Source organism: Proteus sp. G2626 (genome assembly GCF_009915985.1).
Classification (GTDB): Bacteria; Pseudomonadota; Gammaproteobacteria; order Enterobacterales; family Enterobacteriaceae; genus Proteus; species Proteus vulgaris.
Genome location: NZ_JAABNH010000009.1, coordinates 29,870 through 53,718, shown reverse-complemented (window position 1 = coordinate 53,718; position 23,849 = coordinate 29,870). Strand labels below are relative to the sequence as shown.

The following is a 23,849-nucleotide window of genomic DNA, read 5'->3' as shown; positions in this document are numbered from 1 at the left end:
ATGATACTTAGTGTGCCCAAATAAAACAACCAATAGGCACTAAAAGTTGTCTTTTAATTCTCTTAATTTTGTAAATGTCTTAATTGGAGCGTAAGTATTAGTGGTTATACCTAAAATCCTTTGTAAATCAATATCGTCAGATTTCAAAAAAAGATTAATACTCTTTTCATTTTTCAGTGTTATCGGCACAGTAGGCTGCAAGTTTTTACGCATTTCACTAACTTGGGCTAAATAATCGGTAATAAGTGCATTTTCTGGCATGATATGATGTGCAAAGTTCATATTTGAAAGCGTATATTCATGCGCACAACAAATTAATGTGCTATCAGGTAATGCACTTAATCTTTGTAATGAGCTAAACATCTGTTGCGCAGTCCCTTCAAATAAACGGCCACACCCCCCTGAAAACAGGGTATCGCCACAAAATAGATAAGGCTCACAATAATAAGCAACATGACCCAATGTATGGCCTGGTGTACCAATCACATTAAAAGTAAAAGAGCTAATAATAATATGCTCTTGGTTATGAATAATATTTTCAGCCCCTTTACTTTGTGTTTCTTGTGGGCCAAAAACGTCGATGTTAGGATATTTTTTTACAAGTTCAGCGACACCACCAACATGATCATCATGGTGATGGGTTAATAAAATTGCGATAGGTGTTAGTGACCGTTGTGAGAGTATTTCAATAACAGGCTTAGCTTGTGAAGGATCAACAATCACACATTCACTATTTTCATTACTTAATAGCCAAATGTAGTTATCGGATAAAGCAGGAATTCTGATAAGCTCCATATAAGTTACCTTACTTATAAATTATAAAGGGTTAAACGATGAAAGCAGCACGTTCAGCAACACCGATTATTATGCCAGATTCTTGGCGAGATATTCCTTGGGGAGAATATTATCGCATGGCGATTGAATTGCGTTTACAAAATTGGTGGCCGAAAATGTATGGCTTTCATTTGTTGAAACTCGGTCAACTCAGTGCCGAACTGGATACCAAATTAAGTATCGTTTCACATCAAGTCAATGTGACATCAAATGCAATAAATGCGGATGTTATCGCGTCTTTAAATTATCTACCCTTTGAAAATAAATCGATTGATGTTTGCCTTATGGCACATATGCTTGATTATAGTGCGGATCCCCATTGGCTATTACGAGAAGCTGATCGCGTTTTAATCGATGATGGCTGGATAGTATTAACGAGCTTTAACCCAATTAGTTTATTAGGACTGGGAAAATGCACGCCTTTTTTACGACAAAAACAGCCTTATTCTAGTCGTATGTTTTCACTTCGTCGCCAAATAGATTGGCTTAGTGTGTTAAATTATGAAGTGATGACGCAACAGAATTTCCAGATTATGCCATTTTCAAGACCAATAAAACGTGATGGTAGCCGCTATCATACTGGTGGCTGTTTAAATTTAATCATTGCACGTAAAAGAACGCTTCCTTTGACACCCACAGCCTTGAAATTTGCCTTACCACGCATGAGTGTAAAAGGTCGAGTTTTAGGGGCGACTCGTAATCATCCAGAGTCATAATGCTTACTAATCTGTGGTTTTATCTTTTTGGCTTTCGATATAACCTGTGTCTTCTTGAGTTGGTGCTTGTGCAGCTGCTTTCGCTAATTCATCACAACGTTCATTTTCATCATGACCTGCATGGCCTTTCACCCAATGCCATTCAATTTCATGACGAGTAATAGCACTATCTAATCGCTTCCATAAATCGACATTCAGCACAGGGCTTTTGTCTGCTTTACGCCATTGACGCTTTTTCCAGCTATGGATCCATTGTGTAATACCTTGCCTGACATATTGGCTATCTGTTGTTAGTGTAATTTTACAAGGGAATTTTAACGTTTCTAATGCTACGATAGCGGCAAGAAGTTCCATTCGGTTATTGGTGGTCATAAAAAAACCTTCACTCAGGGTTTTTTCATGTTGTTGATAGCGTAAAATAGCGCCATAACCACCGGGGCCTGGGTTGCCTAAGCATGAACCATCGGTGAATATTTCTACCTGCTTGTGCATAAAGGCGACTTATCCTTTTTGATTAATACGAAAAATTAACCCTAAGTCTGACATAAAAACGGATTATGAGCACTCCAATCACACGACAAATTGTACTTGATACCGAAACTACCGGTATGAATAAACTGGGCGTTCATTATGAAGGTCATAATATCATTGAAATTGGTGCCGTAGAGGTTATCAATCGTCGATTAACAGGGCGAAATTTCCATGTGTATATTAAGCCTGAAAGATTAGTTGATCCTGAAGCCTTTGAAGTTCACGGTATTAGTGATGAGTTTTTAGAGGATTGTCCTTCTTTTGCGGATATTGCTGACGAGTTTTTAGAGTATATTCGTGGCGCTGAACTGATTATTCATAACGCATCGTTCGATATCGGCTTTATGGATTATGAGTTTAGAAAACTTAACCGTGATATTCCGCCTACCGAAACGTTCTGCCAAATTACTGATAGCCTTGCAATGGCAAGGGCATTATTTCCCGGTAAGCGAAATAACCTTGATGCTTTATGTGATAGATACTTAATAGATAACTCTAAACGTACTCTTCACGGCGCGTTATTGGATGCTGAAATACTTTCTGATGTCTACTTGGCAATGACCGGTGGACAAACCGCATTAGCATTTTCAATGGAAGGCGAATCAAGTAACGAACAAGAGCAAAATGATATTCAACGTATTGAGCGTCCAATTTCAGGATTAAGAGTCATAAGAGCAACCGCAGAAGAGCTTGCTGAGCATGAGTCTCGGTTAGATTTAGTTGAGAAAAAAGGCGGGCATTGTTTGTGGCGTCCTGCATCAAATGATGATGCCGTTTGAATATAAAAAAAGCAGAAATGGTTAGCTGAGATTAAAAACTATCCAAATGCATCTTTTTGTTAGAAAAACAGTTGACGACAAGGCAAGAGATTCGTAATATTCACCTCGTCCGAAAGGATACGCGGAGCGGTAGTTCAGTTGGTTAGAATACCTGCCTGTCACGCAGGGGGTCGCGGGTTCGAGTCCCGTCCGTTCCGCCAATATTCCAAACCCCAGCATTTATGCTGGGGTTTTTGCTTTTATAGCCTTAAATAATTTTCTCTCTTCATATTTTTCTAAGTTATTATTCTTTACTTTTAATATTTGATACCACTATCTTAGAATTTATTAATGAAATATATAAAGAGTTATTTGAGGATAACCTCAAACAATATAATGAAAGGTTAAATAGGCAAGATCCAGAGCATTACTATGAAGGTACTTTCTCTCAAATGAATAAATTTTTTGTTAATTTATCAGAAAAATAAAGGCTGTCAGTAATTAATATATTGAAAATCGTGATGACAGATACGGCATCAACAATATTCGGAACACTCGACGGTACATATTTTATTAATAATATCGATAAAGATTTTCAGCTTATTTATGATGACGAGGAAATTCAAGGCGACCTTCAAGATCATTTTTTAGCGTTAGTGGAAGATAATCATCGCTAAACAAAGATTTATTCTAGTAAGGATCTCATTGCCATAAAGGATATTACGTATTTTATCAATATTCATACATTTAGGATCAGCATGTTATGTTGAAATCAGATAGAATTAACGTAAAAATAATTGAGTCTATTAGCCATGAGCTTTTTTAACGAAATTCAACAAAAAATGGGTACTACTCCTTTTTTTTCTAATATGGGAAAGGGAAACTTCGATGATAAAAAAATTATCTATTTTCACAGTATCCAAGCTTGTTTTGAATCGCCTTTAAATGTCGTATGGTTGCCAACTTCCCCCACTCAAGACGATCCTTTCTATATAAAACAAGAATATCCCAAAGATTTGGTTGAGATGCGATTACTTGTCAGTAAAGCGGTGATAGAGAGTTTAAAAGCGTTCCCTGTGCCAGATAATCAATTTCAATTCGATGCACATAACTTTAAAATTGCAGCAAGAAATGCGATATGTTACGCCTTTAGACAGTATCTTACTGAAAAATATTTCAATTATGGTGATAATTGGGAAAATATTATTCAGATTTACTGCCAAGGCCATTTTCCGATAGGTTTTTGTAAAAAGACATTAGTGGTGATTTAGTTCTGGTTATTTAAAATAAGTTTTCAGTTAGAGTGAAAAATAGAATTAAATTTGTTTTTATCCTTTGTTATTAATATTAAAAAGCAACATTTGCTTTACGCTGATTTTTCCTTTAATTCATATATGATGTAAATGAAACTTTTATTATGTAATCAATGAATTATCTTTTTTTTTATCTTTTTTAATCTCTTATAATTCTACGTTCTCGTAACAAGTACAGTCAGTTATTAGGTTATGATTAAAACAAAAGCGATATTTATTTGATTTGTTGGATAATTCGGCAATGAAATTTTATCTTGATTAGTCACATCAAGCTAAGGTTTAATAGCTGCTTCTCAATTGCGCAAATAATTATGTTTTTTGTTTTTTGTTGCGCAATAATGCAGTGATGTAATGTTATTTTCCGCTTTTATCGTAAAAAATGCTGTGTAAATCAAAGAATTATTGTTTTAAGCTAATTACGATAACCACCTTTGTGGATTTTTTATATTGCGGTTTTTTGCCTGCATTGAGAGAATCAGCTATCTAGATGCTTTTTATCCGACTTGGAGTAGAAAATGACCACTCGTAAAACCCTTGCTAATGCGATCCGTTTTTTAAGTATGGATGCTGTGCAAAAAGCGAAATCAGGACACCCTGGCGCCCCTATGGGTATGGCTGATATTGCAGAAGTATTATGGCGTGATTTTTTAAATCATAACCCGACTAACCCTAACTGGGCTGATCGTGACCGTTTTGTATTATCTAACGGCCATGCTTCAATGCTGATTTATAGCTTACTGCACCTGTCTGGTTATCAAGTTTCTTTAGATGATTTGAAAAACTTCCGTCAATTGCATTCTAAAACACCAGGTCACCCAGAATATGGTTATACCCCGGGTGTTGAAACAACAACGGGTCCTTTAGGTCAAGGTATTGCAAATGCAGTGGGTTTTGCAATTGCAGAACGTACATTAGCGGCTCAATTTAACCGTCCTGGTCATGATATCGTTGACCACTACACCTACGCCTTTATGGGTGATGGTTGTATGATGGAAGGTATCTCTCACGAAGCGTGTTCTTTAGCTGGAACATTACAGTTAGGTAAACTGATCGCATTTTATGATGACAATGGTATCTCTATTGATGGTCAAGTGCATGGTTGGTTTACCGATAATACAGCAGAGCGTTTTGACGCTTATGGTTGGCATGTCATCAGTGGTATTGATGGTCACGATGCAGCAAGCATCAAAGCAGCTATTGAAACTGCAAAACAGATCACTGACAAACCTTCACTGCTGATTTGTAAAACCACTATCGGTTTTGGTTCTCCTCATAAAGCAGGTACTGCAGATTCTCACGGTTCTCCATTAGGTGATGCAGAAATCGCTGAAACACGCAAAGCGTTAGGTTGGGAATACGGCGCATTCGAAATTCCACAAGAAATTTATAAAGAGTGGGATGCGAAAGAAGCAGGTAAAGCAAAAGAAGCAGCATGGGATACTAAATTTGCAGCCTACGCAGCACAGTTCCCTGAATTAGCGGCTGAATTCAAACGTCGTATTTCTGGTGAATTGCCAGCTAATTGGGAAAAAGATTCCAAAGCATTTATTGAAAATCTGCAACAAAACCCTTCAAGCATTGCAAGCCGTAAAGCGTCTCAAAATGCATTAGAAGCATTTGGTAAAGTATTACCAGAATTCATGGGTGGTTCTGCGGACTTAGCACCAAGTAACCTGACTATGTGGTCTGGTTCTAAAGCATTAAACGAAGATAAAGCGGGTAACTACATCCATTACGGTGTACGTGAATTCGGTATGTCTGCAATCATGAACGGTATTGCATTACACGGCGGTTTTGTTCCTTACGGCGCAACCTTCTTGATGTTTATGGAATATGCACGTAATGCTGTACGTATGGCTGCTCTGATGAAGATCCGCAGTATCTTTGTTTATACTCATGACTCTATCGGTCTGGGTGAAGATGGCCCAACTCACCAACCTGTTGAGCAAATGGCAAGTCTGCGTGTAACACCAAACGTGAGCACATGGCGTCCATGTGACCAAGTTGAATCAGCTGTTGCATGGAAATATGCAATTGATCGTAAAGATGGCCCAACAGCTCTGATTTTCTCTCGTCAAAATCTTGCACAGCAACCACGCACTCAAGAGCAATTGGCAAACATCGAGAAGGGTGGTTACATCCTGAAAGATTGTGACGGTACGCCAGAGCTTATCTTTATCGCTACGGGTTCAGAGGTTGAACTAGCCGTCAATGCTTACGATCAATTAACTGCAGAAGGTCGTAAAGTTCGAGTGGTTTCAATGCCAGCAACGGATGCGTTTGATAAACAAGATGCAGATTACCGTGAAGCAGTATTACCAACATCTGTGAAAGCACGTGTTGCTATCGAAGCCGGTATTGCTGACTACTGGTTCAAATATGTTGGTTTAGATGGTGCGATTGTAGGTATGCACAGTTTTGGTGAATCAGCTCCTGCAAATGAATTATTTGAAGAGTTTGGTTTCACTGTTGAAAATGTGGTCACACAAGCAAAATCTTTACTGAAATAATCAATAAGTGTTAACAAGAGCACATTTTTGGGAAGAATTTCTCAGATGTGCTCTTTTTTTATCCTTCCATCTTTGTTTACTATTGCGATCTTCTCGCATTTCTCGTAATCTGATTATCAGTAAGCTGAACCGTTTCAGTTATCTCTAAAATGTCGGTGACTGCACAATTTCTAGATTTACTTGATTTATCGTTGTTGATTAGTATCGTGCTCTATTATTCTAAGCGGTTGCAAATTACTAGTTATCAAGGAAGTCACATGACAATCAGAGTCGCTATTAACGGTTTTGGTCGTATAGGGCGTAATGTGTTAAGAGCGCTTTATGAATCAGGTAAACGGGCTGAAATAACGGTTATTGCAATAAATGAATTGGCTGATGCGCAAGGTATTGGGCATCTTCTCAAGTATGACTCCAGCCACGGACGTTTTGCTTGGGATGTACGAATTAATAACGATTTATTGCAAGTAGGTGATGATACTATTCGTCTCTTTCATCACGCTGATATTACTGATTTACCTTGGGGTGAACTTGGTATCGATGTCGTACTTGATTGTAGTGGTGCTTACGGCTCTCGTGTTGATGGCGAAGCGCATATTGCACAAGGTGCCAAAAAAGTGCTCTTTTCTCATCCCGGCACAACAGATTTAGATGCAACAGTGGTTTTTGGTGTTAATCAACATGAACTTAAAAAAGAGCATCGTATTGTTTCAAATGCATCTTGTACAACAAATTGCATTATTCCCATCATTAAAATGATGGATGATGCGTTTAATATAGAATCAGGAACAGTAACAACAATCCATGCAGCCATGAACGATCAACCCGTGATTGATGCATATCATAAGGATTTACGCCGTACTCGTGCCGCAGGACAATCTATTATTCCTGTTGATACGAAATTGGCCGCAGGAATTACTCGGATTTTCCCAAAATTTAAGGATCATTTTGAGGCAATTTCTGTACGAGTTCCTACAATTAATGTGACGGCAATTGATTTAAGTGTGACTGTAAAAACAGCTGTAAATGTGTTAGATGTCAATCGGTTAATTCAAAAATCAGCAACTGGCGCATTTCGTGGTATAGTGGATTACACAGAATTGCCATTAGTCTCAACTGATTTTAACCACGATCCTCATAGTGCTATCGTTGATGGCACACAAACAAGGGTCAGTGGGCAACACCTGATCAAGACGTTAGTCTGGTGTGATAATGAATGGGGCTTTGCTAATAGAATGCTTGATACAACGTTAGCTATGGCTGCAACTGGTTTTAAATAATCATGTTTTAATGACGGTGTCGCGTAATATTACAACGCACTGAACAGAAGATTACTAAATTTTAGAGAATCAATGAGAGGATTCATCATGTCTGTAATTAAGATGACCGATTTAGACCTAGCGGGTAAACGAGTTCTTATCCGTGCTGACCTGAACGTTCCAGTTAAAGATGGTAAAGTGACTTCAGATGCGCGTATCCGTGCTTCTTTACCAACAATTGAAGCCGCGTTAAAACAAGGCGCTAAAGTGATGGTAACTTCTCACTTAGGTCGTCCTACCGAAGGTGAGTACAACGAAGAGTTCTCTTTAAAACCAGTTGTTGACTATCTGAAAGACAAATTAACCGCACCAGTTAGCCTTGCTAAAGACTATTTAAATGGTGTTGAAGTCAATGCAGGTGAGTTAGTTGTTCTTGAAAACGTTCGTTTTAACAAAGGCGAAAAGAAAGACGACGAAACACTGTCTAAACAATACGCTGCATTATGTGATGTATTCGTAATGGATGCATTCGGTACGGCTCACCGTGCTCAAGCATCAACTCATGGTGTAGCTAAATTTGCACAAGTTGCTTGCGCGGGTCCACTGTTATCAGCAGAGCTTGAAGCATTAGGTAAAGCATTAGACAAACCAGCTCGCCCAATGGTTGCGATTGTTGGTGGTTCTAAAGTTTCAACTAAACTGACTGTATTAGATTCTTTATCAAAAATTGCTGACCAATTAATTGTTGGTGGTGGTATTGCAAATACCTTTATCGCAGCAGAAGGTCATCCAGTAGGCCGCTCTTTATATGAAGCAGACCTTGTTGATGATGCCAAAAAGCTAATGGAAAAATGTGATATTCCAGTACCAAGCGATGTTCGTGTTGCGACAGAATTCTCTGAAACAGCTGAAGCTGTTTTAAAATCAGCAAGTGACATCAAAGATGATGAACAAGTACTGGATATCGGTGATGTAACAGCTGAACGTTTAGCTGAAATTCTGAAAAATGCAAAAACTATCCTGTGGAATGGTCCTGTAGGTGTGTTTGAATTCCCTAACTTCCGCAAAGGGACAGAAATTATCGCGAATGCGATCGCAGAAAGTGAAGCGTTCTCTATCGCTGGTGGTGGTGATACGCTGGCTGCGATTGATTTATTTGATATTGCAGACAAAATCTCTTACATTTCAACCGGTGGTGGTGCTTTCTTAGAGTTCGTTGAAGGGAAAAAACTGCCCGCTGTTGCAATGTTAGAAGAACGCGCTAAACAGTAATTAAGTCAGCTCATTTACAGGTAGAAAGTTACTTTCTACCTGTTCCAAATATAGGATCTTATTACATGTCTAAAGTTTTTGATTTCGTGAAACCGGGTGTCATCACGGGTGATGATGTACAAAAAGTATTTGCAGTAGCAAAAGAAAATAAATTTGCTCTACCTGCGGTTAACTGTGTAGGTACTGACTCAATTAATGCTGTGTTAGAAGCTGCGGCGAAAGTTCGTTCTCCTGTTATTGTACAGTTCTCTAACGGTGGTGCTGCATTTATCGCAGGTAAAGGCCTTAAATCAGATGTACCACAGCAAGCTGCTATTTTAGGCGCAATTTCTGGTGCGCATCATGTACACCAAATGGCTGAATATTACGGTGTGCCTGTTATTTTGCATACTGACCACTGTGCAAAAAAATTATTACCATGGATTGATGGTTTGTTAGATGCAGGTGAAAAACACTACGCGAAAACAGGTAAACCTCTGTTCTCTTCTCATATGATTGACTTATCAGAAGAGTCATTAGAAGAAAACATTGAAATCTGTGCTAAATATTTAGCGCGTATGGCTAAAATCGATATGACTTTAGAAATCGAATTAGGCTGTACTGGTGGTGAAGAAGACGGTGTTGATAACACGGGGATGGATAGCTCAGCGCTTTATACTCAACCAGAAGATGTTGCTTACGCATACGAAAAACTGAGTGCAGTAAGTCCTCGCTTCACTATCGCTGCTTCTTTCGGTAACGTTCACGGTGTTTATAAACCAGGTAACGTTCAGTTAACGCCAAAAATTCTCCGTAATTCACAAGACTACGTATCAGAGAAATTCAACCTGCCACACAATAGTTTAGATTTTGTTTTCCACGGCGGTTCGGGTTCTTCAGCAGAAGAAATCAAAGAAGCAGTTGATTACGGTGTTATCAAAATGAATATCGATACTGATACTCAGTGGGCAACTTGGGATGGTATTTTACAGTTCTACAAAAAGAACGAAGGCTATCTACAAGGTCAGTTAGGTAACCCAGAAGGTGCAGATAAACCTAACAAGAAATACTACGATCCACGTAACTGGTTACGCCAAGCACAATCATCTATGGTTGTTCGCTTAGAGCAAGCATTTAAAGAATTGAATGCGATTGATGTTCTGTAATTAATTCGTTCTTTGAAATGAAAAAAAACCCGCTTATTTTGCGGGTTTTTTATGCTTGATAGAAAGTTATCAGGTAGCCTGGCTATGATGACATTTATATTCAAAAATTAGGTATGAAATTGTGTCGATAACCAATATCTTTAGTCTCTAGTCGTGATATTTGACCCACACGAAAGAAGATCTAATATTGAGATAAAGCAGACATAAAAAAGCGCCTATCAATAAATAGACGCTTAAATTTAGTAATCTATTAACTGAAAGATTAGCCCGTGACTTTAACGCCTTTGCTTTCTTCTTTCATCATTCGGTTAAGTAGAGGCACTGTTGCCCACATAACCAGACCTACAATTAAGGTCACCATACCAATTTTACCAAATACATCGGTATAAATAGGTAAAGTCTGTAGCGGATCTGTAATACCTTCTGGTGCAGCGGTGAAGGTGGCAACATAACCACCTAATAAATAGGCTGTTGCTTGAGTCAAGAACCACATACCTAAAATAAAGCCCATCATATATTGCGGTACGAAAGCCGCAACCATAGCTAAGCCTAACGCACTGATCATTAGCTCACCTAAACTCTGGAATAAATAAACCAGAACGATAAACCAAGGTGATGTTAAGCCTTGAGCATCTGCAAACCACATCCCCGATGCAGCAGCTGTAAGGAATCCTAACGAGCACAGAAGCATACCTGCGGTAAACTTCGCTGGCATTGAGAAGTCTTTGCCTTTCGCGCCTAAACGGCTATATATGATCGCTAAGATTGGGCTCGCAATAATAATCCAGAATGGGTTTAAAGCTTGGAAGCTTACAGGATGGATCTCAAAACCCAATAAATTATGATGAACGTTGTGAATAGCAAAGAAGTTTAGTGAGGTTGGCATTTGTGCGTAAAGGATGTAGAAAATAACGGCTTCTAACATCAGAACAAAGGCAACATACATTTTATTGCGCGCAACTCTGTCTTTTTGTTTAAAGGCTTCACGGAAATAAATGAAGACAACAATAATAGACAAGCTAACTAAAACAATATTCGCAATCATTACGTTGTGCAGTAACCATGCACAAGCAAATACCATAGCTACAGAGCCCGCGATGACTAATAGTAGTTTGTTGTAATTCATTGGTAAATGGTCTGGTTCAGACCCAATATTTGCCACCATCTTACGACAGAAGAAATAAACCAATAAAGCGATAATCAAGCCAATACCACAAATATTATAAGTCAGGCTATATCCATAACGATCGGCAAGCACTGGCGCAATAGATAAAGAGATTAGTGAGCCGACATTTATCGACATATAAAATAGTGTAAATGCACCATCAAGACGAGGATCTTTAGGGGGATAGCATTTTGCTAATAAGCTTGCAGGATTAGCTTTAAATAAACCGTTACCTACAGCGATAGTTCCTAATGCGTAGAAAATTAAATTAGGGTACATGATTGACATACCCGTCATGAAATAACCGATAGCCAGAACAATAGCACCTAAAACAATTGTTCGTTTTGTTCCTAATAAGTGATCACCAACATAGCCACCAATAGAAATAAGCCCATAAACCAGTGCTGAGAATGCACCAAAAGTAATAAAAGCTTGTTCTTGAGAGAAACCGAGTTTACTAACAAAATAAACGGCAAGAATACCTTGTACGCCGTAGTAACCAAAACGTTCCCATAATTCTACAAAGAAAATCATAAAGAATGGTTTAGGTTGTTGTAATAAACCGACTTGAGCGGGTTTATCCATATCTGTAATGCCCCTAATTATTATTTATTTTCAACAACGATGTTATTTACTCAAACTGATGAGATATGTTACACGACGATAACATTATCTGCCGTATTTAGAGTGATGTTTGCAAATTTAAGAAGGTAATCAGCAAGTCGAGTAGACTAATATATTGATAGAATGACTTCTCAAAGGTTGATCACACTGTAAGGAAGATTAATACCAGATTGAAAAAAATATTCATTAATTTATTTTCAAATAAAGTCATTTAATGGATTTTTGGTATAAAATATCACCTGTAAGATTATTCTTTGTGCATGTTTTAATCTGATCAAATTAAATAGAGATGAATGATTAAAGCGAAAAGAAAATATTTTTTATGATATGACTGATTGATTATAAGAAGAATTTTTTCATTATAATTAAAATATATTCTTTTATAACAAACGGATGTTAATAAAAGTTTAATAAAGACTAAAAAATTAGGAATCATTACTTAAATAAATAAGTATTCACTTATTTTAGATAAATATTTATTTTTATGAAGACATTAATAAAAATAAAAAACGCCCTTATTAAAAGCGCGTTTTCATCTTGAGCCAGAAATAGTCAACGTTTAAATGGAGATAGGCACCAATTCATTTTTAACAGAATGGAAACGACGTTTAAAATAAATGAGTCCGTCACCATCTTCACGTACAGCAATATTTTTAATTTCAGCCATATAAACAAAATGTGTGCCAACTTGGCGAACATCATAAATATCGCCTTCTAAGCAGGCGAGTGCATTTGTTAATACCGGTTGTTGTAATTGACCGTTTTGCCATCCTGGTTGGGTAAAACGTTCTGCCATCGCAAGCCCAGTCATTCCGGCGAAATGACAGGCCATTTCTTCCTGTTCATGATTCAATATATTAATGCTTAATTTTCCATTTTCTTGAAAAATGGTATTCATCTGACTTTTACTGTTGATACAAACCATCACGGTTGGTGGGGTGTCAGTCACTGAGCATACTGCTGTTGCGGTTAAACCACAGCACCCAGCATGGCCATTTGTTGCAACGATATTGACCGCAGCACCTAAGCTTGCCATTGCATCCCGAAAAAGTGGGTTAGCCTGTTTTTCCTCAGACATTCTTTACTCCTACTGCCAGACTTCTCGTCTGTGGGCGTCTTCACTTAAAATAATGATTAGTTAAGGTCGTTAAAACATGTTCTAACGACTTCGCTTAACAAAGTTGTTATGAACGCTGGTTTCTTTGCTACACGAGTTTAAAGCCGTAACGCTACCGCGCATAAACAAAGATAGCAATCTTTCTTTGTTACAACCTGTTAACTTTATCTCAAAAAAACGTGAGTCAACCTTATCGCTATGATTATTATTCCTAATTTATCGCTAAGGTAATAGGTAAATTAGGCGACTTTTTTTGATTGATAGAGGAATAACACAAATTGCAAACTAATAATAATTGCAGATAAGCCAAATGGTTGTGAAAAGAGGAGTTAAAATCAATAAAAGGAAAGGGTGATAAATTGCACAAAGAGAATAAAATTGCAAAAATTGAGTCAACTTTATTTATTTGTTAATATGAATAATTGTAACAAATAGTTTATTCTTAGAATATAGTCATTTTTATAAACCATAAATAGCGGTACTTTTTCACTGTCTATACTGAGTGATTTTTCGTCCATTCACCTATAGCACCATATAAAGAGCTTCTTGATTATGCATGAATCATTAACTATCGCGCTATTGCAAGCTCGGGAATCTGCGATGGGGTTTTTTCGACCTGTTCTTAAAGAGCATAATCTGACAGAACAACAATGGCGGATTATTCGAGTGCTTGCTGATAAGCGTTCTATTGATTTTCACGAATTAGCACAAAAATCGTGTATTCTTCGACCAAGTTTAACGGGTATTCTTATTCGAATGGAAAGAGATGAGCTTATTTGTCGACTAAAACCCGTTAGTGACCAACGAAAGCTTTTTGTTTCACTTTCTACCAACGGTCAGAACTTATACGATAAAATTCAACCTAAAATTGAAGAAGGTTATCAATTACTTGAGCAAAAGTTTTCAACTGAAAAGTTACAACAGTTATCAGGATTATTAAAAGAGCTGATGGCACTTAATTCAGATAGTGTAGAACGTTCAGAAAAATAAAAGATTGAGAGTTGATTGATAATAAAAAGGAGATGCTAGAGCATCTCCTTTTTTGCTTTTTCATGTAGATAAAATTATTGCTTACCTAACACATGTAAAAAGTGAATGTGTTTTTCATACTGATCAAGAATATCGTGAATGATTTGTTCTTTTGTCCAACCCATGACATCGTAATCTTGTCCACCTTCTTTTAAGTGGATTTCCGCACGATAATATTTATGTTCTTCGTCTCTTTCTTCATCACTTAATCCAGCTAAAGCAAAGGCTGGTTGGGTATAAAAACGCAGACGAACTTCATAGAAGAAATTCATGTCATCGCCTAAATCGACTTCGAAGCCAATGCGATCATCTTCTTCATTATGTATATAGCATTGAGTTGCTTGTTTGCTTAATTCAGCAGAGACCATTTCCATTGAAGGTTGAATTACTTCATCCATAAAACGTTTTACATGGGAACGTTTTGGAAAATAAGCAATATTTCTTAAACGACGTTGCCAAGGAATTGGATTACGGCTTGCTGGTGGTGCAATCGTAGTTAACTGTTGGCTGTCTCGTTTATACACATCAACTCTTAGTGCTTTTATTAACCCATAAATAGAAGCGAGTAATACAATAGAGAAAGGTAATGCACTTGCAATCGTAACAGTTTGAAGTGCCGTTAATCCACCCGCTAATAATAAGGTGATGGCTGAAATACCCATTAAGGCAGCCCAGAAAATACGTTGCCATACAGGTGTTTCACTATCTCCCCCTGATGCTAACGTGTCTACAACCATAGCTCCAGAGTCCGCAGATGTTACAAAAAATACAATGACCATCAGCATCGCAACAAAGGATAATACGGTTGAAAATGGAAAATAGTTTAAGAACTCAAATAAAGCCAAGGAAACATCTTGTTGCACAATATTGGCAAGTGTTTCGGCACCTTTGTCTTTGATTAAATGGATTGCTGTGTTACCAAACACTGTCATCCAAAGTAAAGTAAAGCCAGCAGGAACAAACAGAACACCGACAACAAATTCGCGGATAGTACGGCCACGAGAAATACGAGCAATAAACATACCGACAAATGGGGACCATGATAACCACCAACCCCAATAAAGTAGTGTCCATCCTCCTAACCAATCGCTCGATTTTGGTTCATAAGCATAAAGATTAAAGGTTTTACTCACAATTTCAGATAAATATCCACCAGTATTTTCAACAAATGATTTTAATATCAATACTGTTGGGCCGAGAATGATCACTAATAAAAGAAGAATAACGGCTAAACCTAAGTTGAGCTCGGATAAAAAGCGGATCCCTTTTTCTAATCCAGACACAACGGAAATAGTAGCAAGAGCCGTGATTACAACAATTAAAATAACTTGAACAGTTGGATTAATCGGAACACCAAAAAGGTGATTTAAACCGGCATTCACCTGTAAAACACCAAAACCCAGAGAGGTTGCAACACCAAATACCGTTCCCATAACAGCAAAAATATCTACAGCATGGCCAATAGGGCCATGTATGCGATCACCAATAATAGGATAAAGTGCTGAACGTAATGTTAATGGCAAACCATGGCGATAAGAGAAAAAAGCCAAGATTAAAGCGACAATGGCATAAATAGCCCATGCATGTAATCCCCAGTGGAAAAAAGTAAGTCGCATAGCTTCTTTGGCTGCTTCTATGGTTTGGGCATCGCCAGTAGGAGGCATTAAATAATGCATGACGGGTTCAGCCACACCAAAGAACATTAATCCAATACCCATTCCCGCAGAAAAGAGCATGGCAAACCAGGCAAAATAGCTAAAGTGAGGGCGTGCATGATCGGGACCTAGTTTTATTTGACCAAAACGGGAAAGACCTAAATAAGTCACACTCAGCAAAACCAATGCTACGGCTAGAATGTAGAACCAACTTGCATTCGTGAAGAGGTTTTCCTGAAGATGACCTAATTTATCATTAGCCAGCTCTGGAAATAACGCAGAGAAGCCAACGACCAATAAAATTAACAGCGCTGATGTATAAAAAACGGGAGGATTAATTTTCATCCTAACTTTTTGAGGGGTTATATCGTTTTGTTGACTCATAGTTAACCTATTTTTTGTTATCTTCCTACAAATAAACTTTCCACTATCTGATTGCTTACGTTATCAGAAAAGAAAAGTTCATAAGAAAATTTGAATAAAATATCAAATCAATCTGATATTTTATAAAAGAACGGAAATAAATTGTTTTTTCCGTAAGGTGAAGAAAACTATATTTAAAATCAATTAATTACTATTGTTGTGATATAAGTGCTTTCGCTCTTTAATAGGTTTCTCCTGTTGAAAAAAGGATAACATGGTTACATTTTTTGCTTAATCGATCAACCCTTGTCTTTTTTTTGCACAAAAAAAACCAGTGGAGAACCACTGGCTTTCAATTCATCAAAAATTCTGAAATCTGATTATTTGTTCTCAGCTTTTAAATCATCAATTTTTTGTTTTGCTTGATCGGTCAATTGATCAGCTTTATCAAGTGCTTGATTTTCTGTCTCTTGAGCTTGTTGCTTTATATCGCCACTTGTTTTTGAAGCATCACTTTTTAGCTGATCAACTTTATTGTCAGCTTCTTGCATTAGGTTATCAGCCGTTTTGCTGGCGTCTTGTTTTAGCTCCGCAGCTTTTTCAGAGAGTTTATTACTTTCAGCTTCTAGACTTTGTTTGATCTCTTCCACTTTTGTTGCACTTGTATCTTTTAATTCATCTGTTTTTTGTGAAATATTCTCTTTTAGCGCATCTGTTTTTTCATCAGCTTGTGCTTTTAATTCTGCAGCTTTTTGTTCTGCCTTATCTTTGAGCTCTTGAGCTTGTTGTGATAATTCATCAGCTTTTGCTGATGCATCCTCTTTCAAGTCGGTTGCTTTATCTTTTGCTTGCTCTGTCAACTCGTTGGCTTTATCTTGCGCTGTTTCAGTGACTTGAGTTGCTGTTTCTTTTGCCTTATCAATACCTTCATTCACTTTTTTAGATGAATCATCACAGCCTGCTGTGATAGTAACAAGACCCGCTAGAACCAATGAAGTAAGTAGTTTTTTATTCATTTTTTTCTCCAAAATGTGTGTTCAAAAACAATTCAGTGATATCCCGCGTAAGTAGTAGAAAAGGCGAGAAGCTATTACGCTGATAGTAAGATATTACAGTCAAACTATCGTAATAAGTATAGTGTCAGTCTTAAAATCAACAAACCTTAAGTATATTAAGTGTTTCTTCTTAGTCAAATATCATGAAAAATAATTTGAATTTTATCAGGATAGCGTTTTCTGCTTTATAATAATGAGGGCAGACATTATTGAAAATGTGAGATACAAATGGAATATTACTTTCTGGTTATTATTAAATTTATTATTGGTTTCACTATTATATTAGTTCATATGAATTTATCAGGGAAAACACAACTTTCTCAATTAACTCCCATTGATTTTATTGGTAATTTTGTTCTGGGGGGAATTATGGGAGGGGTGATCTATACGGATGCTATTCCTCTTTATCAATATATTACTGTCTTTTTAATTGGTGTTTGTTTTATTTCTTTGCTCAATTATATCAGCAAACGATTCAATTTTTTTCGTGCAGTTGCGATTGGAAACCCCATTCCCATAATAAAGAAGGGGGAATTTATTATGGAAAATATTACGGAAAAGAAAAATAAAATAGATATTCTTAATATTACTTCACGTCTTCATGCTCAAGGTATTCATACATTTCAAGAAGTTAATTACGCACAAATCGAACCTGACGGACAAATCACCGTAGTGTGTGATGGGGCAAAAATGCCTTCCTTGATTGTGATGAAAGACGGCATTATTCGTACTTCAGAATTAGTACAAATAGAAAAAGATGAAGCATGGTTACAAGAAGAGATGAAAAAACAACATATTGATAAACCTGAAGATGTTTTTTTAGCTGAGTTTTGGGATGGAAAAGTGAACTTTATTTTGCAAGATGGCAAGATAAAACGTACCGCATCACTGCAGGAGCATTAACGAAAATACAAGCGATGCTCCTGTGCTTTGTGTAGAGTAACAACGGCGACATCATGTCGCTATTGTTACTGTGTGATTGTAAAGCTACAACCTAAAAATGGCAAAATCAGACGCAATTTCCGTATGGCTAAAAACGTGTTGGCTTTCTTTGAGTAACTCAACATAATCTTCTGGTAAATAACGGCTACTAATATGCGTAAGAATCAACTTTTTGACATTCGCGTTTTTTGCTAACGTTGCTGCTTGTACTGTTGTTGAATGCCCACGGCTATTTGCTTGCTCTGCCATTTCATGCTTGAACGTTGCTTCATGCACAATGACATCTGCATTATTGGCAAGATTTAATGCATTTGGTGTGGGTTGCGTATCACCAAAAATAGCAATACATCGTCCTTTTATTTCGGGGCCAATATACGCTTTGCCATCAATGGCTCTTCCATCTGGCAATGTAATGGTTTTACCTTGTTTTAAATCTTGTAACCAAGGGCCAGTCGGAATATTTTCAGCTTTTAGCTTCTGGGCATCGAGTTTACCCGGACTATTTTTTTCTTCTAAGCGATAACCAAAACAAGGAACGGGATGAGAAAGCGCTTCACAACTGACTTTTATGCCTTCTTCATCAAAAAGAAAACCAGCATCTTCTATTTCCATAATATCAAGAGGATAAGTCAGATAAGATTGGCTTAATGTCAGGGCTGTTTCTATAAAGGCTTTTATACCTTTAGGGCCATATACCGTTAAGCGAGTCTCAGTTCCTCCCATTGAACGACTACACAGTAATCCTGGCAAACCAAAAATATGATCACCATGTAAGTGGGTAATAAAAATTTTATTTAAACGCGGTAATTTCACGCGGGTATGCAATATCTGATGCTGTGTGGCCTCACCACAATCAAACATCCACATACTTTTTTGTTTATTTTGTAAATCAAGTACCATACTGGTGACGTTACGATCTTTAGAAGGTACACCTGCATTAGTGCCTAAGAAGATAAGCTCCATAATGATATATTATTCTCCATGTTGAATTTGTTCCCAGCTTAAGCCAAATTTTGCAAGGTATTTGCGTAAGCGATCGGCATCGTTGGGTTGTTTTTTGTTTTGCCTTGATACAGCGAAAAGTTTTCTACCAGCCTCTGAGAGCGTTGATGATTGCTGGCAAGTTTGGATAACCGTATTCAGTTGACTGAGATCGAAAAGATCGATATCCGAGTCCTTTAATAAAGAAGAGCTTATTCCCCAATTATGTTTTAAACGGCCAATTTCTTCCTCAACAAGTGTTAGAGTAATACGACCATTTTCGGCAAGTGTTGCCATTCGCGTTATGCTCGCACTTAGTTCACGAAAATTACCACGCCATAATGCCTGCTCAGATGTGGCAAACCGAATATAGTGAGATTTTGCATCTGAATTAAAGCGGATCGCTTTTTGATAGTGTGTTGCAAAATGATGTAGTTCATAGTCAATATTGGGTTCAATATCCTCTTTGCGATCGACTAATCCTGGTAGTGAAAAAGACCACATATTAATCCTTGCATAGAGATCTTCGCGAAAAAGCCCTTCCTTAATGTGCTTATCCATATTTCGATGTGTACCTGCTATCAACTGGAAATCGCTTTGTACTTCAGTATCTGAGCCATACGGATAAAACGATTTTTCTTCTATTGCTTTCAGTAACATCGCTTGCTCATCAAGCCCTAATTCTGCAATTTCATCCAGAAATAAAATCCCTTTATCGGCTTCTCTTAATAATCCTTGTCTTGCTTGTAATGCGCCTGTAAATGCGCCTTTGACATGGCCAAATAAGGTAGACATGGCATTATCACCACGCAATGTTGCACAGTTAACAGCAATAAAACGCCCTTTTACAAAATGGCGAGATTGCCGTAATTCATAAATACGTTGAGCAAGAAATGATTTTCCTGCACCGGTTGGGCCTGTTAATAAAATGGGGGCAAAAGAGCGCAATGCGACTCGTTCAATTTGAGCAATTAAGGTATTGAATCGTTCATTACGTGTGGCAATCCCCGATTTTAAGAAAGAGAGTGACTCTTTATGGTAGTGTTCAAATCGGCTCGTTAATTTTGTATAACGACTTAAATCGAGATCAATAACAGCATAACTGCCTGTGGCTGACGGTATGGTTTTGACACCGTCTTTATTGTCTACTTTAGAGGAGGGAGAGGTTTGTAATAGTTTTGCTGGTAAGTAATGTGCTTCTGTCAGTAAAAACCAACAAATTTGAGCAATATGTGTTCCCGTTGTGATATGCACATAATATTCTTCATTTTCAGTATCAAATGGATAATTTACTGCAAAATCAAGAAAATGGCTGTAAACCTCTTCAAGATCCCACGGATCACAAATAGCAATTTCATAAGGACACACCTCAGTATTAGGCGAGATAGTATGGATATCTTGTGTAATTTTAGATGCTAGCATTGTGTCATTAGGCTGGTGGATCATCACTAATCGGCTAACAGGGAAATCCTTTTGATGACAAATGGAAATTGTTGGGCGCCATGAGTTCCACCTTTTATGGCTTTTGCCTCTTTTATCTAATGTTGTGCCTAAAACACCAATCACGACTTTACGTTTCATTAAGTTATCCCTACTTATCTTTTTATCTATTTTTATAAATATATAGATAAAAAGATAGTGATCTGTTGTTTTTAATTTAATGGGTAAATATCTAAAAATAGGCATTCAAATATTTTTGTCAATAAAAACAATAAATTAAAAATATTTTTTGTGTGTTTTAAAAATTGGCACGATATTGGCAATGTTATGACTGTCTTGAGCAGATTTTAAATCTGGTAGGCACATAAAGAACACGCTGTGGTGTTATCCAAATGTGTTCCTCCACATCGAGACTCTGTAGGTGAAGAGGGTTATTTTCAGGTTCGATTCCTGACACCAAAACCATTACAAATCCAAATGTAAAATTAACGATAAAAAACCGTTGTGACAGCAGTACCGTCACCTTACTTATCCACCAGTAACTGAGCCGGGTTGAAAGCAGAAGAAGAGACAAACAAAGTATCGTTCCTCTCTTGTTTACCTTTCAGTTTCGCAAAGCTTGCCCGTGGAAAAGTAAGTTACGATAAATTGCACGATATAAAGAAGAAAAGAAGAAGGAACGAAAAATGATAAAAACAACAATAGTAGTAAAACAGGGGCAATTAGCACTTCTAAAGAAAAGAGATGAGTATATTGATGTGTTAATGGCAGGTGAACATAAATTTTTTGATTTAGGGCGTCAGCTCAGTGCGGATATTTTCCCTTTAAATGGTGGGGCATTAGAAAGTGAGAAAGCAGAATTTTTGCGTCAATATTATCCTCAATGGGTGACTGAGTATGGTTTTGATATCGTGTTATCGGATGAAGAGATTGGTCTTTTATATGAAAACGGCTCTTTAAAAGAGATCTTAGCGCCGGGAACGCGACGTTTATATTGGCGTTATGCTGACCGTTATTTGGAAATTGTATCTATCGATGAACTTGAAGTATCTGCAACATTGATGAAAAAACTTCAGCATCCCAAATTACGAAATCAAGTCATAAAGGGAAGCGAAGGGGTACTCAATGTGGATATACCTGCTTGGCACGCAGGTATTATTCGAATCGACGGTGAAACGCAAGCTTTATTGCCACCAGGATCAAAAGGCTATTGGCGTTATCAGCATAAAGTGGATGTTGAAGTAGTCGATATGCGTTTACAAACACTGGATGTTAGTGGGCAGGAGATCCTAACGAAAGACAAAGTGACACTGCGTATTAATTTATCAGCTAACTGGCGTTATAGCGAGGTGCTTTTAGCATATCAACAACTAACTTCACCGTTGGAGTTCTTATATAAAGAGTTGCAATTTGCTTTACGTGAAGCAGTAGGAACAAGGACGCTTGATGAATTATTAGAAAATAAAAGCCTGATAGATAGTTTAGTCAGTGAAAAAATCAGTGAAGTCACTCAAGGATATGGTATTGAAGTGGCTTCATTAGGGGTAAAAGATATCGTTTTACCCGGTGAAATGAAAACGATTTTAGCGCAAGTCGTTGAAGCGGAAAAATCAGCACAAGCTAATGTTATTCGTCGAAGAGAAGAGACATCGGCAACACGTTCTTTATTAAATACCGCGAAAGTGATGGAAAATAACCCGGTCGCTTTACGACTAAAAGAGCTAGAAACGGTGGAACGTATTGCAGAACGTATTGATAAGATCTCCGTTTATGGCGGTTTAGATCAAGTATTAAACGGATTAGTCCAAATTAAAGGAGCACAAGCATGATATTGGATCACCAAATAGTAAAAGAAGCAGGGACTGCTGAAATAAAAATGTGGACGAATGGTGTGCCTGTTGAAGTAGATGCTCTAAAGCAGCTTATTAATACCGCCAAGATGCCATTTATCTTTAAACATATGGCAGTCATGCCTGATGTTCATTTAGGTAAAGGTTCAACAATAGGGAGTGTTATTCCAACCAAAGGGGCGATTATTCCTGCCGCTGTTGGTGTGGATATCGGTTGTGGAATGATTGCCGTAAAAACATCATTACACGCAAATGATCTACCTGATAATTTATTTGCCATAAGAACGGCAATAGAGCAAGCCGTTCCTCATGGAAGAACAAGTTATCATTCAGGGAATGATCGTGGTTCATGGAAGGAGCCACCTAATATTGTCGATCAACATTGGCAACAGCTTGAAGGGCGTTTTAACGCTTTAACCGATAAGTATCCATGTTTACGTAATACCAATAACTATCGTCATCTCGGTACGTTAGGAACAGGAAACCATTTTATTGAATTGTGTCTTGATGAATCGGATAACGTTTGGGTAATGCTACATAGTGGGTCTCGTGGTGTTGGTAATGCGATTGGTACGTTATTTATACAAATGGCGCAAGACGATATGAGAGAACATATCGCTAATTTGCCAGATAAAAACTTAGCGTACTTAAAAGAAGGAACACTTTTCTATGATGACTATATAGAAGCGGTCGAATGGGCACAGGATTTTGCGCGACATAATCGAGAAATCATGATGGAACGCGTGTTAGTTGCATTATCAACACAAATTGCTAAACCTTTCACGACACAGCAACAAGCTGTCAATTGTCACCATAACTATGTGCAAAAGGAAATGCATTTTGGTGAGGAAGTACTGGTAACACGAAAAGGGGCTGTTTCAGCGCAGCGTGGTGAAATGGGGATCATTCCAGGTTCAATGGGGGCTAAGAGCTTTATTGTAAGAGGAAAAGGAAATGCCGAAAGCTTCTGTTCATGTAGTCATGGTGCCGGACGCGTAATGAGTCGAACGGCTGCGAAAAAAGCTTTTAGTGTTGAAGACCAAATTCGAGCTACAGCGCATGTGGAATGTCGAAAAGATAAAGATGTCATTGACGAAATTCCAATGGCTTATAAGGACATTGACGCTGTTATGAAGGCACAATCATCATTAGTTGAAATTGTTCATACTCTAAGACAGGTAGTTTGTGTGAAAGGATAACAAGGCGTTACACGAAATAATTACATAACTATCCCCAAACAATTATGTAGGGGATAGTGAGATATGATAGCGTGTGCATGAAATGCAAATGAAT

20 protein-coding genes and 1 tRNA gene are annotated in these 23,849 nt (G+C 37.6%); 13 read left to right on the top strand and 8 right to left on the bottom strand.

The genetic code is table 11. From position 1 onward, the window contains the following. Positions 1 to 39 precede the first annotated feature (39 nt). Positions 40 to 795, bottom strand: coding sequence for a hydroxyacylglutathione hydrolase (gene gloB / locus GWJ05_RS04720; RefSeq protein ID WP_036932713.1), 756 nt, complete (start codon positions 793 to 795; stop codon positions 40 to 42). Between the two features lie 38 nt (positions 796 to 833). Between gloB and GWJ05_RS04715 the strand changes: the two genes are divergently transcribed. Then, positions 834 to 1,550, top strand: a complete 717-nt coding sequence (locus tag GWJ05_RS04715; protein ID WP_036932710.1) for a methyltransferase domain-containing protein — start codon at positions 834 to 836, stop codon at positions 1,548 to 1,550. 6 nt (positions 1,551 to 1,556) lie between these two features. Here the strand turns inward: GWJ05_RS04715 and rnhA are convergent, their stop codons facing one another. Then, positions 1,557 to 2,042, bottom strand: coding sequence for a ribonuclease HI (rnhA, locus tag GWJ05_RS04710; protein WP_036932708.1), 486 nt, complete (start codon positions 2,040 to 2,042; stop codon positions 1,557 to 1,559). A gap of 65 nt (positions 2,043 to 2,107) precedes the next feature. On the opposite strand from rnhA, the gene dnaQ reads away from it, so the two are divergent. The 8 genes from dnaQ to fbaA all read left to right on the top strand — a co-directional run bounded on the left by dnaQ (position 2,108) and on the right by fbaA (position 10,335). Next, positions 2,108 to 2,860 (top strand): DNA polymerase III subunit epsilon, encoded by a 753-nt coding sequence (gene dnaQ / locus GWJ05_RS04705; RefSeq protein WP_036932707.1) that lies wholly within the window; start codon positions 2,108 to 2,110, stop codon positions 2,858 to 2,860. 123 nt (positions 2,861 to 2,983) lie between these two features. Continuing rightward, positions 2,984 to 3,060 (top strand) — tRNA-Asp (locus GWJ05_RS04700). Between the two features lie 300 nt (positions 3,061 to 3,360). Continuing rightward, positions 3,361 to 3,516: a hypothetical protein gene (locus GWJ05_RS04695; protein ID WP_158482365.1), complete on the top strand. Its 156-nt coding sequence runs from the start codon at positions 3,361 to 3,363 to the stop codon at positions 3,514 to 3,516. 135 nt (positions 3,517 to 3,651) lie between these two features. Further along, entirely contained in the window at positions 3,652 to 4,110 is a 459-nt protein-coding gene (locus tag GWJ05_RS04690) for a hypothetical protein (protein WP_036932706.1), read from the top strand. Positions 4,111 to 4,667: 557 nt separating this feature from the next. After that, complete coding sequence (tkt, locus tag GWJ05_RS04685) at positions 4,668 to 6,662, top strand: transketolase (RefSeq protein WP_087803018.1); 1,995 nt, start codon at positions 4,668 to 4,670, stop codon at positions 6,660 to 6,662. A gap of 257 nt (positions 6,663 to 6,919) precedes the next feature. Next, complete coding sequence (gene epd / locus GWJ05_RS04680) at positions 6,920 to 7,939, top strand: erythrose-4-phosphate dehydrogenase (RefSeq protein WP_036932701.1); 1,020 nt, start codon at positions 6,920 to 6,922, stop codon at positions 7,937 to 7,939. 87 nt (positions 7,940 to 8,026) lie between these two features. Further along, positions 8,027 to 9,190 (top strand): phosphoglycerate kinase, encoded by a 1,164-nt coding sequence (gene pgk / locus GWJ05_RS04675; RefSeq protein WP_036932700.1) that lies wholly within the window; start codon positions 8,027 to 8,029, stop codon positions 9,188 to 9,190. 65 nt (positions 9,191 to 9,255) lie between these two features. Further along, a complete protein-coding gene (gene fbaA, locus GWJ05_RS04670; RefSeq protein WP_036932699.1) occupies positions 9,256 to 10,335 on the top strand; it encodes a class II fructose-bisphosphate aldolase in 1,080 nt (359 codons plus the stop codon). 262 nt (positions 10,336 to 10,597) lie between these two features. Here fbaA and dtpB read toward each other — a convergent pair whose 3' ends face one another. After that, entirely contained in the window at positions 10,598 to 12,085 is a 1,488-nt protein-coding gene (dtpB, locus tag GWJ05_RS04665) for a dipeptide/tripeptide permease DtpB (RefSeq protein ID WP_161681120.1), read from the bottom strand. A gap of 598 nt (positions 12,086 to 12,683) precedes the next feature. After that, positions 12,684 to 13,202 (bottom strand): 4-hydroxyphenylacetate 3-monooxygenase, reductase component, encoded by a 519-nt coding sequence (hpaC, locus tag GWJ05_RS04660; protein WP_036932697.1) that lies wholly within the window; start codon positions 13,200 to 13,202, stop codon positions 12,684 to 12,686. A gap of 591 nt (positions 13,203 to 13,793) precedes the next feature. Here hpaC and hpaR point away from each other — a divergent pair. Continuing rightward, positions 13,794 to 14,231, top strand: a complete 438-nt coding sequence (gene hpaR, locus GWJ05_RS04655) for a homoprotocatechuate degradation operon regulator HpaR (RefSeq protein ID WP_087803020.1) — start codon at positions 13,794 to 13,796, stop codon at positions 14,229 to 14,231. Between the two features lie 74 nt (positions 14,232 to 14,305). Here hpaR and betT read toward each other — a convergent pair whose 3' ends face one another. After that, positions 14,306 to 16,309, bottom strand: coding sequence for a choline BCCT transporter BetT (gene betT / locus GWJ05_RS04650; protein ID WP_087803022.1), 2,004 nt, complete (start codon positions 16,307 to 16,309; stop codon positions 14,306 to 14,308). 359 nt (positions 16,310 to 16,668) lie between these two features. Continuing rightward, positions 16,669 to 17,304 carry a hypothetical protein gene (locus GWJ05_RS04645; RefSeq protein WP_161681118.1) on the bottom strand — a complete coding sequence of 212 codons (636 nt, stop codon included), beginning with the start codon at positions 17,302 to 17,304 and terminating at the stop codon, positions 16,669 to 16,671. A 267-nt stretch (positions 17,305 to 17,571) separates the two neighbouring features. Between GWJ05_RS04645 and GWJ05_RS04640 the strand changes: the two genes are divergently transcribed. Beyond that, complete coding sequence (locus tag GWJ05_RS04640; RefSeq protein WP_036932693.1) at positions 17,572 to 18,246, top strand: DUF421 domain-containing protein; 675 nt, start codon at positions 17,572 to 17,574, stop codon at positions 18,244 to 18,246. A gap of 84 nt (positions 18,247 to 18,330) precedes the next feature. On the opposite strand, the gene rnz is transcribed toward GWJ05_RS04640, so the two are convergent. Beyond that, entirely contained in the window at positions 18,331 to 19,248 is a 918-nt protein-coding gene (gene rnz, locus GWJ05_RS04635) for a ribonuclease Z (RefSeq protein ID WP_036932692.1), read from the bottom strand. Positions 19,249 to 19,257: 9 nt separating this feature from the next. Beyond that, positions 19,258 to 20,847 carry an RNA repair transcriptional activator RtcR gene (gene rtcR / locus GWJ05_RS04630; protein WP_036932691.1) on the bottom strand — a complete coding sequence of 530 codons (1,590 nt, stop codon included), beginning with the start codon at positions 20,845 to 20,847 and terminating at the stop codon, positions 19,258 to 19,260. 548 nt (positions 20,848 to 21,395) lie between these two features. Here rtcR and GWJ05_RS04625 point away from each other — a divergent pair. Both GWJ05_RS04625 and GWJ05_RS04620 read left to right on the top strand, forming a co-directional pair. Beyond that, on the top strand, positions 21,396 to 22,535 hold the full coding sequence (locus GWJ05_RS04625; RefSeq protein WP_373364695.1) for a slipin family protein: 1,140 nt from the start codon (positions 21,396 to 21,398) through the stop codon (positions 22,533 to 22,535). Then, positions 22,532 to 23,755, top strand: coding sequence for an RtcB family protein (locus tag GWJ05_RS04620; protein WP_087803026.1), 1,224 nt, complete (start codon positions 22,532 to 22,534; stop codon positions 23,753 to 23,755). The genes GWJ05_RS04625 and GWJ05_RS04620 overlap by 4 nt, the downstream gene beginning before the upstream one ends. The last annotated feature ends 94 nt before the right edge of the window (positions 23,756 to 23,849 follow it).

Bases quoted from the DNA above. Each gene is read 5' to 3' on its own strand.
- pgk (WP_036932700.1), top strand. From the start codon at position 8,027: ATGTCTGTAATTAAGATGACCGATTTAGACCTAGCGGGTAAACGAGTT.
- rnhA (WP_036932708.1), bottom strand. From the start codon at position 2,042: ATGCACAAGCAGGTAGAAATATTCACCGATGGTTCATGCTTAGGCAAC.
- hpaR (WP_087803020.1), top strand. From the start codon at position 13,794: ATGCATGAATCATTAACTATCGCGCTATTGCAAGCTCGGGAATCTGCG.
- rtcR (WP_036932691.1), bottom strand. From the start codon at position 20,847: ATGAAACGTAAAGTCGTGATTGGTGTTTTAGGCACAACATTAGATAAA.
- fbaA (WP_036932699.1), top strand. From the start codon at position 9,256: ATGTCTAAAGTTTTTGATTTCGTGAAACCGGGTGTCATCACGGGTGAT.
- GWJ05_RS04620 (WP_087803026.1), top strand. From the start codon at position 22,532: ATGATATTGGATCACCAAATAGTAAAAGAAGCAGGGACTGCTGAAATA.
- tkt (WP_087803018.1), top strand. From the start codon at position 4,668: ATGACCACTCGTAAAACCCTTGCTAATGCGATCCGTTTTTTAAGTATG.
- dnaQ (WP_036932707.1), top strand. From the start codon at position 2,108: ATGAGCACTCCAATCACACGACAAATTGTACTTGATACCGAAACTACC.
- hpaC (WP_036932697.1), bottom strand. From the start codon at position 13,202: ATGTCTGAGGAAAAACAGGCTAACCCACTTTTTCGGGATGCAATGGCA.
- dtpB (WP_161681120.1), bottom strand. From the start codon at position 12,085: ATGGATAAACCCGCTCAAGTCGGTTTATTACAACAACCTAAACCATTC.
- GWJ05_RS04715 (WP_036932710.1), top strand. From the start codon at position 834: ATGAAAGCAGCACGTTCAGCAACACCGATTATTATGCCAGATTCTTGG.
- rnz (WP_036932692.1), bottom strand. From the start codon at position 19,248: ATGGAGCTTATCTTCTTAGGCACTAATGCAGGTGTACCTTCTAAAGAT.
- GWJ05_RS04645 (WP_161681118.1), bottom strand. From the start codon at position 17,304: ATGAATAAAAAACTACTTACTTCATTGGTTCTAGCGGGTCTTGTTACT.
- GWJ05_RS04690 (WP_036932706.1), top strand. From the start codon at position 3,652: ATGAGCTTTTTTAACGAAATTCAACAAAAAATGGGTACTACTCCTTTT.
- gloB (WP_036932713.1), bottom strand. From the start codon at position 795: ATGGAGCTTATCAGAATTCCTGCTTTATCCGATAACTACATTTGGCTA.
- betT (WP_087803022.1), bottom strand. From the start codon at position 16,309: ATGAGTCAACAAAACGATATAACCCCTCAAAAAGTTAGGATGAAAATT.
- GWJ05_RS04640 (WP_036932693.1), top strand. From the start codon at position 17,572: ATGGAATATTACTTTCTGGTTATTATTAAATTTATTATTGGTTTCACT.
- GWJ05_RS04695 (WP_158482365.1), top strand. From the start codon at position 3,361: ATGACAGATACGGCATCAACAATATTCGGAACACTCGACGGTACATAT.
- epd (WP_036932701.1), top strand. From the start codon at position 6,920: ATGACAATCAGAGTCGCTATTAACGGTTTTGGTCGTATAGGGCGTAAT.